Below are 13705 nucleotides of genomic sequence, written 5' to 3' on the forward strand. Positions count from 1 at the left end.
CGCCGCGGGCCTTAAAAAGACGCGCGGCGCTTAACGGCTTTGCGTGACCCCGTTGAAGCCGTGTATCGACAGGAGTTCGGCTGCATCCGAACCTCGCTTCGCCCCATCCCGGTCTGCTTATGCTCGGAGATGTCCCTCACCTCAATGCACCGTAAATCTGGCCGCGTCGGCCCGGCGCCGCTGCAGGCTGCGGATCAGCATCGCAGCCTCCCTGACGATCGCCGCAAATGTCGTATCGTCGGCCTCCGCGATCCTGCCTGTCATATCGCGGATGATCGTCGTCAAATGGATGATCGAATGGCGATGTCGCGCCTCTTCAGGCCCGATTTCGGCATCCGCCATGGCGAGCAGCGTCTGCACCAATCGTTCCATGGTTTGCCGGCGCCTGCTTCGCGGGTTGGCATTCGGATCTTCGCTGAGGCGCAGGAGATCGTCGATGATATCGGACATTCCGCTTCCATTCACATCGCGAGGGCCGGCCGCGCGGAAACGTTGCGCCTTCGATCGCCGGCGCGCATCTTCAGGGCATCCAGCAGCCGGTAGCCGGTTCGCCAACGGCCAAAACCGCTGGCGATATTGATGTGGCCGGCAAGGCCGATATTCCTGGTCTCGGCCCCCCACAGGCGACCGAACAGGCTCAACCGATCGACCGTCATGTAAGCGTCGTTCATGCTGCCGACGACGATGCTCGGAAATGGCAGAGGCGCCGTCGGCATGCCGCCGAACGAGATCTGCCCGGGATGCAGAGTTTCCGTGGCCGGCAGATCGCAGGGAGCAATGAGCAATGCCCCTTTCACCCGACGGGCGGCGCTTCGCCCAGCCAGCCGGGCGGCGAGCAGACATCCGAGACTATGGGCAACCAGATAGGCCTCGCCGGCCTCTTCGAGAGCGCCCTCCAATCGCGGCAGCCAGCTGTCGAGGTCCGGATGGCTCCAATCGTCCTGAGCGACATAGCGGCTGCCCGGCTGATCCTGCAGCCAGTGCTGCTGCCAATGCCCCTCTCCCGAGCCGAACAATCCGGGAAGGATGAGGACTTCGCTCATCGGATCAGCCCGATCACCAACGCGAACAGGAAGGCGAAGGAACCGACGATCGTGCAGATCCCGGCGGCATGCCTGAACTGCGACATGACGCTTCCCGTTGTTCTACCCGTTCCCTGCCGACGGAAGCCGGTCTCGACGACGATCGCCATCCCGCACCCCTCCTCAATACCAAAGTCCGGGCATCGCGCCCCAATAATGGAGTTCGTATTCGCGCGCCGACCGGTCCTGCTCTTCGTCGCGGGCAAGCAGTCCGTTGACAGGCTGCCGCCCAGCCGGGCTTTTCGGATCGAAAAAACGGCCGATCGCGCGTTTCAGCCGGAAATAGAAATCAAGCTTCATGCGAACCTCCTGTCGGGGAGCGATGGTTAGGAAATCAGTGAGTGACGTCGGGCATTGGCAAGGAGATCGCGAAGCGATGCCGTCGGGCCGTAGAGCATCAGCAAGCGGTTCTCTTCCCGTTTGGCGAGGCGATATCGCCGAGCGAATTCGAAGACGCTCCACAATTGCTCGCCTGGCGCCGATCCTTCCGCGCCGTCCATCGCTGTCTCCTGAGATCGAACCATCGCGATGCTCCTATTCGGCCGCGGCTATTGCCGGGCCTGCTCCCGGAAAGAAGGCCGCCAACTCGCCGATCACTTCGCTGATGCGGTTCGAAAGCTGATCGGATGAAACCGCGTAGTCCGCAAAATCGCGATCGGAGGCATAAACGGCCGTCGGCAGCGTATGGGCCATGAAAAAGCCGAACAGCGGCCGAAGCTGATGCTCGACCATCAGCGCATGCCGGTCGCCGCCGCCCGTCGCCGTAATGATGACGGGTTTGGCCCGCAGTTCCTGCGGGTCGATCAGATCGATGAGATGCTTGAAATGACCGGGATAGGATCCCTTGTAGGTCGGCGAGCCGACGACCAGCACGTCGGCGCTCACGATCTCGTCGACGACCCGCCGGGCCTGATCGTCGAGGTCCTTGCGCCACAGGGCGCTGCCCAGCGACGGACCGACATCGTGCAGATCATAGGTCTTGCTCGCAAAGCCGTATCGAATGCTTGCACGTTCGGCGACGTGGCGGACCAGCGCCAATGTCTTCGATGGACGGTTGAAGCTGCCAGCTATGCCGACGAGTTTGAAACCTGACATGGTTTTTCCTCTCTGTAGTTGCTTCAAATATTGTCTATAAAATTACTGGATTAAAGAAATGTGCGTCTCTCCTTCCGCGCTCGGTTGAAAAAACATTCGCCTGGATGATCCAGCCTCAAGGCCTGTCGCCGCCAAGATGGCGTTCCAGGAAAGGCAGATTGTCCTGTCCCCAGTAGATCTCGCTGTCATGGACATAGGTGGGGAAGCCGAAGACGCCGCTGTCGCGCGCATGCGTGCGGTCAGCCGACCATTTGTTCTGGACATCGTCATCGGCTTGCCGCCGGAGAAGGGCTGCGCCATCGAAACCGGCCGATGTGACGATCGCCTCGCGTATATCGGGCTTGCCGATGTCCCTCGCCTCGGCCCAGAAGGCATGCTGCAGGGTCCTGCTGACACCGATCCAGTCCTGTCCGTCGAGATAGGCGGCAATCACGAAGAGGGATGCCGGCGTCGGATCGCTGAGCTCAGGGCGATGTTCGAGCCGCAATTCCTTGCCCCGCACGCGCGCCCAGCGTTTAAGGTCCCGCGTCCAGTAAGCACGCCGGATTTCGGGCCGGTTGCGCGAGAAGATCCCGCCATTTTCCTCGACCACCGTCGTCAGATAGGGCGTGATGGCGACATCGTTTTTTGCCGCCAGGTCGATAAAGGTGTCGAAGCCGATGTAGGACCAGGGCGATCCGATCGAAAAGAAGTATTCTACCGTTCTCGTCACTGATGATTGTTCCTTGTGAATGATTGCCTGGAGTCGAATGAGAGAGGCTTCAGCGCGGCGATCTTTCAGGAAGCGGCCCGAATTTCGGGCTGTGCTTTCCATCCGAGCTGCGGCGCGATCCTCGTCACGAAGTCGTGCAGGATCTGACGATATTCCTCGTGCTCGAACTCGTAAGGAAGCTCCAGCCGCAGCTCGCCGATCTCTGGCAGGATAGGGTCGGAAAAAAGCTGCTCCAATATCTCCTCCGACGTGCCGACGATATCGCGGGCAAACAGGGTGCGCCGCTCGCCCTGGGGCGACAGCGTCCGCTGATGGCGGCGGTCGGCATAGTCGCGATAACGGCGGCGCGTCGCCGCGTCAGCGCTGTCGAAAGGCACGATGACGCGGCCGAGCGCGACGCGACGCTGGGATCCGGCGGCACGGTAGGTTTCGATCAACCTGGATTGGGCGACGAAGAAGTCGTCGGTCCCCTCCCCCGTTATGACATTGCCGGTCAGGAGATTGAAGCCGTTGTACCCGGCCCATTCGGCCGAGCGCTGAGACCCGCCGCCATACCAGATCCGATCGATCAGGCCTTTGGCATAGGGTTGCAGCCGCGGCCGCTGCAGGCCGAAGGGTGTCTTGATGAAGGTCTCATCGTTGCCGAGATAGGCGCCGCGCAGATTGTCGGCGAAGCGCAGCACGCGCTCATGCGAAAAATCGTAGCGCGTCCAGTCGCCGTCGAAGGCGAGCGGGGCAATCAATTCGGCATGCAGCGGCCGGCCGGCGCTGACGCCGATATTCAGCCGCCCGCGTGAGAGGACATCGACCGTGGCGAGGTCTTCGGCCAGCCGGTAGGGGCTTTCATAGCCGATCGGAATGACCGCCGTTCCGAGCTCGATCCGGCTGGTTCGCTGGGTGGCCGCCGCCAGAAAGGCGCTGGCGGAAGAAATCCCCGGCTCCAGGTGCCGCTGCCGGACCCAGGCGCTGTCGAAACCCAGCTCTTCGCCATATTGCAATTGCTGAAGCGTCTGCTCCAATCCCGACAGGGGATCGTTGTCGGGATAATTGCCGGGGGTGAGGAAACCGATATGGCTGATGGATAGGCTGCGGCCGGTCATGTCGTCACGTCCATTCATGCTTTCCGGCAATCAGTATTTCGGCAAGCCGGGCGGATTGGTCTCGGATGCCGGCAAGGCTTCCTGCGAAAGATGCCAGTGGTCGAGGATTTTGCCATAGGTGCCATCCTTGATCAGGCCATTTGTGGCGACGGTCAGCGCATCGGCCAGACCGCTTCCCTTGCGGGTGGCGATGGCGACATCCGAGCGCTCCGGCCAGCCGGCGCTGAGCGTGCCGACGCGCTTGATGTTCTTGTCGCGCGCGGCGATGAAGACGAGCTGGGCGTGCGGCTGGACGATGACGTCGGCGCGACCCGAACGCAGCGCCAGGAGACTTGCCGCCTCGTCATCGTAGTATTGCAGCTCGATCGGCTTCAGGCCGGCGGCGACGTCCTCATCGCTCCACTTCAGCAGGATGCGCTCCTGGTTGGTGCCGGCGCCGACGATGATCCTCAGGCCGGCAGCATCCTTTGGCTCCTTAATCGAGGTGATTGGACTGTCGGATTTGACGAAGAAACCGTGCAGGCCCTGGCGGTAAGTGGAGAAATCGAATTTTTCCTTGCGCTGCTCGGTCACCCCGACATTGGAGATGACGGCATCATATTTGCCCGAGGTCAGGCCGAGCGGCCAGTCGATCCAGGCGACCGGCACGATCTCCAGCGTCAGGCCGAGGCTGTCGGCAATGGCGGAGGCATAATCGGGATCGGCTCCGACCACGGTCTTGGCGTCCGTGGCATAGGTGGCAAGCGGCGGACTGCCGGGGCTGACGGCGATGGTGAACTTGCCCGGGGTGACGAACTTGAAGTCCTTCGCAATCGCAGCAATCGCCGCATCGTTCTTGGCGGCATGAAGCCGGCCCGGCTGCTGCGGGCTGAGATCGAAATCGTCGGCCGCACGGGTGGCACCGAAACCAGTCAATGCCGAGAGCAGGACTGCGAACAGCAGGGTGCGAGATATCGGATGGATCGTCACGTTCAATATACCTCCATTTGCGTCGAGAAGCGGCAACGGACCGGCGCGTTTCCCTATAACGCCGGTCCGCTGGACCAGCGTTACGAGCCGCTCTTCGGCAGGCCGGGCGGGTTGGTCTGCGCCTTGTCGATCGCCTCAGGACCGAGATTCCAGCTATCGAGGATCTTCTTGTAGGCGCCGCTGGCGATCAGATCGTTGACGACGTCGGTCAAGGGCGCCGCCAGGCCGCTGCCTTTGCGGGTGGTAACGGCAATCTCGGCGGTGATCGGCCACCCACCGCTGACGGTGCCGACGAGCTTGGTCTTGCCATTGATTCCCGCCGCATAGGCCTGCGTCGCGTTGACGCTGAAGACGGCATCGGCCCGCCCGGACTGGACGGCGAGATCCTTGACCGCGTCGTCGTCATAATATTGCACCTCGATCGGCTTGAGGCCGGCCGCGACATTCTGCCGGTCCCATTCCAGCAGAATTTTCTCCTGGTTGGTGCCGGCATCGGTGATGACCTTCAGGCCGGCAATATCCTTCGGCTGCCTGAGCGCCGTAATCGGGCTGTCGGCCTTGACGTAGAAACCAAGCTCATCCTTGCGGTAGGTCGAGAAGTCGAATTTCTCCTTGCGCTCTTCCGTGACAGTCACATTGGAGATCACCGCGTCGAATTTGCCGGAGGTCAGCCCGAGCGGCCAATCGGCCCAGGCAACGGAAACGAGATTGAGCTTCAGGCCCAGGCTGTCGGCAATCGCCTGCGCCAGATCGACGTCATAGCCGATGACCGTCTTTGAATCGGAAGCATAGTCGTGCAGCGGCAGATTGCCGCTCGAGCTGATGCCGACGGTGAAGACACCGCTTTCGACGAACTTGAAGTCCTTGATTTCGGCGATCCGCTTCTCGTTCTTTTCCACCCGCAGCCGGTTCGGCTGTTCGGGGCTGAGATCGAATTTCTGCTGCGCCTGAGCGGAACCGAAACCGATCGCGGCAATGGTGACGGCTCCCGCTATCAGAAGCCTTGCCCTATCTGTAAACGTCATGCCCCTTCTCCATTTCATCTTTAGGTTGTGGTTATTGTTATTCGGCCGGAGCAGCCCGTCGCGGCCCGGCATTTCGCCAGCGCTCTTAGGCGCTAGAGAACCTTGGCGAGGAATTCCCGCGTACGGGGATGTTCCGCTTGTGCGAAGATGCGGGCCGGCGGGCCGGCCTCCAGGATGCGGCCGCTTTCCATGAAGACGACCGTGTCGGCGACTTCGCGGGCAAAACCGACCTCATGGGTGACGATGACGAGCGTCGTGCCGGTGCGGGCAAGTTCCTTGATGAGGTCGAGCACTTCGCCGACGAGCTCCGGATCGAGTGCGGAGGTCGGCTCGTCGAAGAGCAGCACCTTGGGATGGAGCGCGAGCGCCCGGGCGATCGCCACACGCTGCTGCTGGCCGCCGGAGAGCTGGCGCGGATAGGCGTTGACCTTGTCGCTGAGGCCGATGCGGGCAAGCAGTTCCTGCGCCAGCTGCACGGCCTCCTCGCGGCCGAGCCCGCGAACCTGGATGGGCGCCTCTATGAGATTTTCGAGCACGGTCAGATGCGGGAAGAGATTGAAGCTCTGGAAGACCATGCCGATATCGGCGCGGCGTTTGAGGATCTCCTTCTCCTTGAGCTCGTAGAGCGTGTCGCCCTTACTGCTGTAGCCGACGAAATCGCCGTCGACGGAGATGAAACCCTCATCGACACGCTCCAGATGATTGATGGCGCGCAGAAGCGTCGATTTGCCGGAGCCGGAAGGGCCAAGGATGGCGGTCACGCTGCCGGCCGGCAGGCTGAGCTCGACCTGGTCGAGCACCTTCAGAGAGCCGAAACTCTTCGAGATCGTTTGAACGCGCACCGCCCCGCCCGCGGCCCTCAGGGCGGCCGCATCCCGGAAGCCGATCTTGCGCGCGAGCCCCGCCGCCGTATCGAAGGCAGGAAGCGGACGGCGGAAACGTTCGAAAAATGCCTGAAAGGGCTGCGGCGTCGGATTGCGCACGGCGCCCTTGGAGAAATAACGCTCGATATAGTGCTGGGCGACCGACAGCACCGTCATGATGATCAGATACCAGACGGTAGCGACCATCAGCAGCGGAATGACTTCGAGATTGCGGCGATAGATCACCTGCACCGTGTAGAAGAGTTCCGGCAGCGCCAGCACATAGACCACGGACGTGCTTTTCGCCAATCCGATGAGTTCGTTGAAACCGGTCGGCAGGATGGCGCGCATGGCCTGCGGCAGCACGATGCGGAAAGCCTGGCGCCGGCGCGGCAGCCCGAGGGCGGCCGCCGCTTCCAGCTGCCCATGATCCACCGAAAGAATACCGCCACGGACGATCTCAGCGAAGAAGGCCGACTGGTTGAGTGTCAAGCCGAGGAAGGCGGCGGCAAAGGGCGTCAGCAGCTGCACCGTGGGATAATCGATGAAGATCGTGTTGGTGAAGGGGATGCCGATCCTGATCGTTTCGTAGAGATAGCCGAGATTGTTCAGGATCAGCAGCAGCACGATCATGGGGATCGAGCGCAATAGCCAGATATAGCCCCAGGAAAGGCCTGATAGCAGCGGCGACTTGGAGACCCGGGCGAGCGCCAGGGCCGTACCGAGAATGGAACCGGAAACGGCGGCAAGCGCGGTCAGGAGCAATGTCCTGCCGAGGCCGACGAGCACCGGCTCGGCAAAAAACCATTCGGCAAAGACGTTCCAACCCCAGCGCGGATTGGTGAAGGTGGAATAGAGCACGGCGACGATGACGACGGCGGCAAAGATCGTGCCTGCCAGCCGCTCCGGATGACGCGCCGGCACGATGCGATACCGGGAATGATCCTGCTTTGGTTCTGCCGTCCTGCTGTCGGGCGCAATGCCCGCGAAATCCGTCGTCAGTGCCATTCTTGTTTCCCTTTATCGATTGTCGGTCTTTGCCGCTTTCAGAGATGTGCGCCTGCCGCACGCAGACGCGGCTCAACCGCTTCATTTTCGAAAGCCGGCGGAACGAGATGGCTGATGTCCTTTTCGAAGGGCAGGCTCTTATAGATCTCGGGATCGGCCGATGTATCGAAGAGAGCGGTGTAACCATAGTCGAGATAGAGACCGACGGCCTCGGGCTGGCGGAAGCCGGTCGTGAGGTAGATCCGGCTGTAGCCCTGGCGGCCGGCCTGAGCCTCCAGCTCCACCAATACCTTGCGGGCAAGGCCCTGGCGGCGCAGGTCGGAACGGGTCCAGATGCGTTTGAACTCGGCCGTGCGCTGGTTATAATGCTTGAAGGCGCCGCCGCCGATGGTTTCGCCGCCCCGGATCAGCAGGAGAAAACTGCCCTGTGGCGGCGCGAAGGCCTCGGGAGGATAGCGGTTCAGCTCGGCCGCCGCGCCCTCGGCATTGAAATAGTTGCCGTAGCGGCTGTCATATTCGTGGATCAACTCGTCGATCAGCGGTTTGGCGCGGGGGTCGAGAGGGCTCGTATAGAGAAACGTATCGCTCATATCGTTCGTCACCCGTGGTCGTCAGTGAGGAAGGTTTCGGCAAGCCGCACCCAATAGCGGGCGGCGGGCGCAATGATCGCGTCGTTGAAATTGTAGTGGGCGCTGTGGAGAGGTGCGCTGTCGCCATTGCCGACGAAGAGGTAGCTGCCGGGATTGGCCTGCAGCATGAAGGCAAAATCCTCGCTCGCGGTTCGCGGGCGGAAGTCCTTCTCGATCGCGGCCAGACCGAGCGCGTCATAGGCGACATCCCGGGCAAAGGCCGTCTCCTTGGCGTGGTTGACCAGCGCCGGAAAGCCGAGCCGGTAGTTCACCTCCGCCACCGCGCCGAAGCTTTCGGCCTGAGCCCGGGCAAGGGCTGGAATACGCTCCTGCAGCAGCTGGCGCACCGTCTCGCTGAAGGCCCGCATCGTCAGCTTCATCTCCACGCTCTCGGGGATGACATTGGAGGCGGAGCCGGCATGGATCGAACCGACGGTGGCGACCGCCATGTCCTGCGGATCGACATTGCGCGAGACGACGCTTTGCAGGGCGGTGATGAAGGAGGCCGAGGCCAGCACCGGATCGACTGCGCGGTGCGGCTCGGCGCCGTGACCGCCTTTTCCGACGATCTTGACGACCGCCTGATCGACCGAGGCCATGGCCGGACCGGCGACAAAACCGAACTGGCCCGCCGGCACCCCCGGCCAGTTGTGCAGCCCGAAGACCGCATCGACCGGAAACCGCTCGAACAGGCCTTCCGAGATCATCTTGCGGGCGCCGGCGCCGATTTCCTCGGCGGGCTGGAAGATCAGCCTGAGCGTGCCGCTGAAATTGCCGCTCTCGGAGAGATAGCGGGCAGCCGCCAGCAGGATCGCGGTATGACCGTCATGGCCGCAGGCGTGCATGACGCCGGGATTGCTGCTGGCATAGGCAAGACCGGTCGCCTCCTCGATCGGCAGCGCATCCATGTCGGCGCGAATGCCGATGCGTTTCTTACCTTTGCCGCGCCTGAGAGCTTGTGAAGCTTTTGAATCTTGTGCGTTTCAGGCCAGTGTTGGCTGGTCTTGGCTGGCTGATGCCATCGAGCGTTAGCCGATTACGCGGTGCGTTTTGATGGTCGCGTGTTGGCGTCAGGGTGATTGCCCTGGTTTAGCCATTGGCAAGCCGATGGCCTTGCAGGATATTGTTGGTGAGTGCGTAGCAGAGCACGACGGCCTGGACCTTTTCGATGCCGCGCACCGTCAATTGTCGCAGATTCCAGTTGCGCCAGCGGGCATGGATGCATTCGCAGATCGAGCGGGGTTTGTACTGAGCCTTGCCCGTCTCGCTTCCCATGCGGGTCCGCCAGGTTGACACACCCGCACCGTCGCCGCGCCGCGGCAAGAAGGGATCGGTTCCGTGTTTGGACTGCGTGGGCGGACAAAAGACCTCGACCCCTTCGCCGTGCGCCCACTCGATATCTTCAGCGCTGCAAAAGCCGCCATCGGCGAGATAGCGGCGCGGCAGATGGCCGCTCAGCGCGCGCAACCGCTCCAGCATCGGCCGCATGAGGCCGCGATCGGAGCCGGCATTGGTCACCTCGAGCCCGACCACGAACTGCTCGCCGGCGGTGCTCGCAACCTGCACATTATAAGCCGGACGGAAGCCGCCGTCGGCCATCTTCATCACCCGCGCCTGCGCATCCGTGCTGGAGGCGCGCGGCTCCTTCGGCTTTTTGCCATTGCCGCGCTTTTCTTCGCGCGCTTGGCGATGGCGCTGAATCTCGTCAAGAGCGGCCTTGGCTGCTCTGAGCCGCTCGCCGCGCTCACGCGCCGCTCGTTGCCTGGCAGCCTCGATGCGCCGAGTGCTGGCATCCGAACGCGCATCGACCTCGCGCTTGAGCTGATCCACAACCGCCTCGGCAATGGAAAGATGCCGATCAAGCGTCGCCTTGCGGCCGAACGAGGCGGCACCCGCGCTCGCCCGGACCCGCACGCCATCCTGCGCCAAATTATCGAAAGCGACGAGGCCGGCATCGGCAAGCGCCGCCAGATGCTCGGCCAGCAGCCGGTCGAGCAGATCGGCGCAACCAACCCGAAAATCCGACAGCGTGTGATAGTTCACCGAGACGCCGCCGCACAGCCAGCGATAGACGTCGTGGCTCCCGCACAGCCGTTCCAGCGCCCGCGCACTGCCGACGCCATCGCTGCTGGCATAGAGCCACAGCGCCAGCAAAAGCCGTGGCGAAATCGGCGGATGGCCCGGCCGCTGCTCACGCGCTTTGATCCGATCTTCAAGCGCGCTCAGATCCAGTCCCTCGACATAGCTCCAAATCACGCGCACCGCGTGATCCTGGCCGATCAAGCTGTCGATATCCACGGCACGCAACTCGATCTGATCGCGCACCGGCTCGCGCATGCGCGCCGCCCCGCGCCCCGCCTGAGCACTGCGCTGCGATCCATGCACCGGCAATCCTTCGAACAGCTCGTCGCTCACCATCATCCCCCAAGCAAATCAACCACCCAACAGAATCACAATCCCATCGACACCGCCACAAAACATTCACAGGCTCTGAGGGTGGCAACGATGCCGGTGCCGGCTATGCCCGTCGCCACCTCATAGCCCCAGGAGGAAAGGCGGGAGGCAACGAGCTTGCTCGTCCTGAGTTCCTGGAAGGCAAGCTCCGGATATTGATGCAGATCGTGGCGCAGCGCGATGATCTCGTCGAGATAGGCGGCAATACCCTTCTCGACCGGATCGTTGCTGCGCGGGTTCCGAGCGATGACGTCCATGGCGGTTCGCCGGCGCCTCAGGCGCCGACAGCCCTTCCCTGCTCGAGCTGATCGGCACCGGCCGCATAGCGGCTTTCCCGGAAGGGCAGACCCAGATGATCGCGCAGCGTCTCGCCCTTCAGGACCGGATCGAAATAACCGCGTGCCGTGAGGATCGGCAGGACATGTTCGGCGAAGTCGGCGAAGCCTTCGGCGATAATGGGGAAGCCGAGGATAAAGCCATCGGCAGCGCCATGGTCCACCCAGCGGATGATCTCGTTGGCGATATGTTCCGCCGTCCCAATGAAGGCCGTGCGGGGCGTCGCGGAATCGAGCGCGACCTGGCGGAGCGTCAGGCCTTTTTCCCGCGCCGTTCTTTTGATCCGGTCGGTGGTGGCACGGAAATTATTCCTGCCGATATCGCCGAGTTCAGGGAAAGCCTCATCGAGCGGGTAGACGCTGAAATCATGGTGATCGAAGAAGCGGCCGAGATAGAGGAGCGCCTCTTCGATCGTGACGAGATTGCGGATCGCCTGATATTTGGCTTCCGCTTCCTCGGTCGTCTTCCCGACGATCGGGCCGATGCCGGGATAGATGCCGACTTCGGCTGCCGGGCGCCCATGGGCGATGACGCTGTCCTTCAGCTGCCGATAGAAGCCTCGAGCCTCTTCGAACGGGCCGCCATTGGTAAAGACGGCATCGGCATGCTTGCCGGCGAGCCTAATGCCGGAGTCCGAAGCCCCCGCCTGGAAGACGACCGGTTGACCCTGCTTCGAACGGCCGATGTTGAGCGGCCCCTCGATGCGGAAGAAGCGGCCCTTGTGGTTGAGACGATGCATCTTGGTCTTGTCGGCATAGACGCCGAGTTCGCGATTGCGGACGAAGGCATCGTCATCCCAGGAATCCCACAGGCCTTTGATCGCATCGATATAATCCTCGGCGATCTCGTAGCGCAGTTCGTGCTCGGGATGTTCGCGGCTGTAATTGCGCCCCGAGCCCTCGAGCGGCGAGGTCACCGCATTCCACCCTGCCCGGCCGCCGCTGATGAGATCGATCGAAGCGAACTGGCGGGCGATGGTGAAGGGATCGCTATAGGAGGTCGAGACTGTGCCGACGAGGCCGATTTTCGAAGTCGAGGCCGCAAGCGCCGATAGAATGGCGATCGGCTCGAACCGATTGAGGAAATGCGGGATCGACTGCTCGTTGATATAGAGCCCGTCGGCGACGAAGGCGAAGGCGAGGCCGGCCGCCTCCGCCTTGCGCGCCGTCTTGACGAAGAAGTCGAAATTGACGCTGGCATCGGCCGGCCCGCTTGGATGCTTCCAGGCATTCATGTGACCGCCGGGACCCTGCAGCATGATGCCGAACGTGACGTGTTTCTGAGCCATGGGATCGATCTCCTTGAAAAGGGTCAGGCGACGAGGGAAAGCCGCTCCTCGGCGAGCAGCTCGATGGAGGCCAGGCGCTCGGCGACCGAAAGCGCCGGCGTGTCGAGCACGAATTCCTTGACGCCGTAGCGGCGGTGAAGCTCGTCCAATTCCTTGCGGATCTGCTTTGCCGTGCCGTGCAACACGCTCGGCACCTTCTCCTCGATGCGGTAATCGGTGACGCCGGCCTGGCGGGCAAATTCGGCCGCCTGCTCCTCGCTGCCGACATTGACGGTCTGGCCGTCCGGCAGGAATACCTTGACGATGCGCAGATGGCCGATCCGCTCGCGGGCATATTCCTCGCTTTCGGCGGCAAAGGCTGCGAGCGCCAGGATCGGCCGCTTGCCGCCGGACGCCCGCTCATAGGTCTCGAAGGTCCTACGCAGATTGTCGGGATCGCCGTTCAGATGGCCGGCAAAGACCAGTTCCCAGCCCTTCTCGGCGGCCAGTTCGGCGCTTTCGACGCTGGCGCCGAGCAGGAAACGATCGGGCGCCGTCGGCGGGAAAGGGGTCGCCTGCGCACCGTCATAATTCGGATCGGCAGCGAGATAGGTATTGAGATCGGAAAGCTGGCTCGCAAAATCCGGCTTTCTCGCCGGATCGACGGCAAGCTGCAGGGCGCGCGTCGACAGCGGAAAACCGCCCGGCGCCTTGCCGACACCGAGATCGACGCGGCCGGGTGCAAGCGATGCCAGAAGATTGAACGTCTCGGCAACCTTGTAGGCGCTGTAATGCTGCAGCATGACGCCGCCGGAGCCGACACGGATCTTCGAGGTCCTGGCAAGAAGGTAGGCGATCAGCGCCTCCGGCGCGGAGCTTGCCAGATTGGACATGTTATGATGCTCCGCCACCCAGAAACGGTGATAACCGAGTTCCTCGGCGCGCGCGGCAATCTTGACCGTCGCCCGCAACGCATCCGCGGCGGTGAAACCCTGTTCGATCGGGCTTTTGTCGAGAAGGCTGAGGAGATAGGTCATGAGATCGCGATCCGATCGCTGGTTGCAATATTTAATCTATAAAATCAGTAGACAAACTTCATTATAAGAAATGGCATTCTCTTTCGCGGAGGTTGCGTGAAAAAAAGCGGCCGCGGCTGAAATGGGAG

The 13705-nt window shown here is 62.4% G+C and carries 15 protein-coding genes and 2 pseudogenes; all 17 read right to left on the reverse strand.

The features are described 5' to 3' along the window. Positions 1 to 141: 141 nt before the first annotated feature. Complete coding sequence (locus QMO80_RS30195; RefSeq protein WP_283201518.1) at positions 142 to 450, reverse strand: hypothetical protein; 309 nt, start codon at positions 448 to 450, stop codon at positions 142 to 144. An 11-nt stretch (positions 451 to 461) separates the two neighbouring features. Then, on the reverse strand, positions 462 to 1043 hold the full coding sequence (locus tag QMO80_RS30200) for an alpha/beta hydrolase (RefSeq protein WP_283201519.1): 582 nt from the start codon (positions 1041 to 1043) through the stop codon (positions 462 to 464). Further along, on the reverse strand, positions 1040 to 1192 hold the full coding sequence (locus tag QMO80_RS30205; protein ID WP_283201520.1) for a hypothetical protein: 153 nt from the start codon (positions 1190 to 1192) through the stop codon (positions 1040 to 1042). The genes QMO80_RS30200 and QMO80_RS30205 overlap by 4 nt, the downstream gene beginning before the upstream one ends. A gap of 13 nt (positions 1193 to 1205) precedes the next feature. Beyond that, positions 1206 to 1382, reverse strand: coding sequence for a hypothetical protein (locus tag QMO80_RS30210; protein WP_283201521.1), 177 nt, complete (start codon positions 1380 to 1382; stop codon positions 1206 to 1208). Between the two features lie 26 nt (positions 1383 to 1408). After that, positions 1409 to 1606: a hypothetical protein gene (locus tag QMO80_RS30215; RefSeq protein ID WP_283201522.1), complete on the reverse strand. Its 198-nt coding sequence runs from the start codon at positions 1604 to 1606 to the stop codon at positions 1409 to 1411. Positions 1607 to 1616: 10 nt separating this feature from the next. Beyond that, a complete protein-coding gene (msuE, locus tag QMO80_RS30220; RefSeq protein ID WP_283201523.1) occupies positions 1617 to 2177 on the reverse strand; it encodes an FMN reductase in 561 nt (186 codons plus the stop codon). Positions 2178 to 2292: 115 nt separating this feature from the next. Next, entirely contained in the window at positions 2293 to 2889 is a 597-nt protein-coding gene (locus tag QMO80_RS30225) for a 2-hydroxychromene-2-carboxylate isomerase (RefSeq protein WP_283201524.1), read from the reverse strand. Between the two features lie 65 nt (positions 2890 to 2954). Then, complete coding sequence (locus QMO80_RS30230; RefSeq protein ID WP_283201538.1) at positions 2955 to 3989, reverse strand: LLM class flavin-dependent oxidoreductase; 1035 nt, start codon at positions 3987 to 3989, stop codon at positions 2955 to 2957. Positions 3990 to 4019: 30 nt separating this feature from the next. Further along, the gene (locus QMO80_RS30235; RefSeq protein WP_283201539.1) at positions 4020 to 4958 is read right to left on the reverse strand and encodes an ABC transporter substrate-binding protein; all 939 of its coding nucleotides are present in this window, start codon (positions 4956 to 4958) and stop codon (positions 4020 to 4022) included. An 80-nt stretch (positions 4959 to 5038) separates the two neighbouring features. Next, positions 5039 to 5983, reverse strand: a complete 945-nt coding sequence (locus tag QMO80_RS30240) for an ABC transporter substrate-binding protein (RefSeq protein WP_283201525.1) — start codon at positions 5981 to 5983, stop codon at positions 5039 to 5041. A gap of 92 nt (positions 5984 to 6075) precedes the next feature. Further along, positions 6076 to 7854, reverse strand: a complete 1779-nt coding sequence (locus tag QMO80_RS30245) for an amino acid ABC transporter permease/ATP-binding protein (RefSeq protein WP_283201526.1) — start codon at positions 7852 to 7854, stop codon at positions 6076 to 6078. Between the two features lie 38 nt (positions 7855 to 7892). Beyond that, positions 7893 to 8444 carry a GNAT family N-acetyltransferase gene (locus QMO80_RS30250; protein ID WP_283201527.1) on the reverse strand — a complete coding sequence of 184 codons (552 nt, stop codon included), beginning with the start codon at positions 8442 to 8444 and terminating at the stop codon, positions 7893 to 7895. Positions 8445 to 8452: 8 nt separating this feature from the next. Then, positions 8453 to 9436: pseudogene (locus QMO80_RS30255) on the reverse strand (M20 aminoacylase family protein); the annotation flags it as partial. A 136-nt stretch (positions 9437 to 9572) separates the two neighbouring features. Then, on the reverse strand, positions 9573 to 10904 hold the full coding sequence (locus QMO80_RS30260; protein ID WP_283196684.1) for an IS1182 family transposase: 1332 nt from the start codon (positions 10902 to 10904) through the stop codon (positions 9573 to 9575). 68 nt (positions 10905 to 10972) lie between these two features. Beyond that, positions 10973 to 11194, reverse strand: a pseudogene (locus QMO80_RS30265) (amidohydrolase); the annotation flags it as partial. 17 nt (positions 11195 to 11211) lie between these two features. Then, a complete protein-coding gene (locus QMO80_RS30270; protein WP_283201528.1) occupies positions 11212 to 12561 on the reverse strand; it encodes an LLM class flavin-dependent oxidoreductase in 1350 nt (449 codons plus the stop codon). Positions 12562 to 12584: 23 nt separating this feature from the next. After that, a complete protein-coding gene (locus tag QMO80_RS30275; protein ID WP_283201529.1) occupies positions 12585 to 13577 on the reverse strand; it encodes an LLM class flavin-dependent oxidoreductase in 993 nt (330 codons plus the stop codon). Between the last annotated feature and the right edge of the window lie 128 nt (positions 13578 to 13705).

It is taken from the genome of Rhizobium sp. BT03 (assembly GCF_030053155.1).
In the GTDB taxonomy this organism is placed as follows: domain Bacteria; phylum Pseudomonadota; class Alphaproteobacteria; order Rhizobiales; family Rhizobiaceae; genus Rhizobium.

Coding starts and splice junctions, on each gene's coding strand:
- QMO80_RS30210 (WP_283201521.1), bottom strand. CDS start 1,382: ATGAAGCTTGATTTCTATTTCCGGCTGAAACGCGCGATCGGCCGTTTT.
- QMO80_RS30215 (WP_283201522.1), bottom strand. CDS start 1,606: ATGGTTCGATCTCAGGAGACAGCGATGGACGGCGCGGAAGGATCGGCG.
- QMO80_RS30200 (WP_283201519.1), bottom strand. CDS start 1,043: ATGAGCGAAGTCCTCATCCTTCCCGGATTGTTCGGCTCGGGAGAGGGG.
- QMO80_RS30270 (WP_283201528.1), bottom strand. CDS start 12,561: ATGGCTCAGAAACACGTCACGTTCGGCATCATGCTGCAGGGTCCCGGC.
- QMO80_RS30250 (WP_283201527.1), bottom strand. CDS start 8,444: ATGAGCGATACGTTTCTCTATACGAGCCCTCTCGACCCCCGCGCCAAA.
- QMO80_RS30240 (WP_283201525.1), bottom strand. CDS start 5,983: ATGACGTTTACAGATAGGGCAAGGCTTCTGATAGCGGGAGCCGTCACC.
- QMO80_RS30245 (WP_283201526.1), bottom strand. CDS start 7,854: ATGGCACTGACGACGGATTTCGCGGGCATTGCGCCCGACAGCAGGACG.
- QMO80_RS30275 (WP_283201529.1), bottom strand. CDS start 13,577: ATGACCTATCTCCTCAGCCTTCTCGACAAAAGCCCGATCGAACAGGGT.
- QMO80_RS30195 (WP_283201518.1), bottom strand. CDS start 450: ATGTCCGATATCATCGACGATCTCCTGCGCCTCAGCGAAGATCCGAAT.
- msuE (WP_283201523.1), bottom strand. CDS start 2,177: ATGTCAGGTTTCAAACTCGTCGGCATAGCTGGCAGCTTCAACCGTCCA.
- QMO80_RS30230 (WP_283201538.1), bottom strand. CDS start 3,989: ATGACCGGCCGCAGCCTATCCATCAGCCATATCGGTTTCCTCACCCCC.
- QMO80_RS30260 (WP_283196684.1), bottom strand. CDS start 10,904: ATGATGGTGAGCGACGAGCTGTTCGAAGGATTGCCGGTGCATGGATCG.
- QMO80_RS30205 (WP_283201520.1), bottom strand. CDS start 1,192: ATGGCGATCGTCGTCGAGACCGGCTTCCGTCGGCAGGGAACGGGTAGA.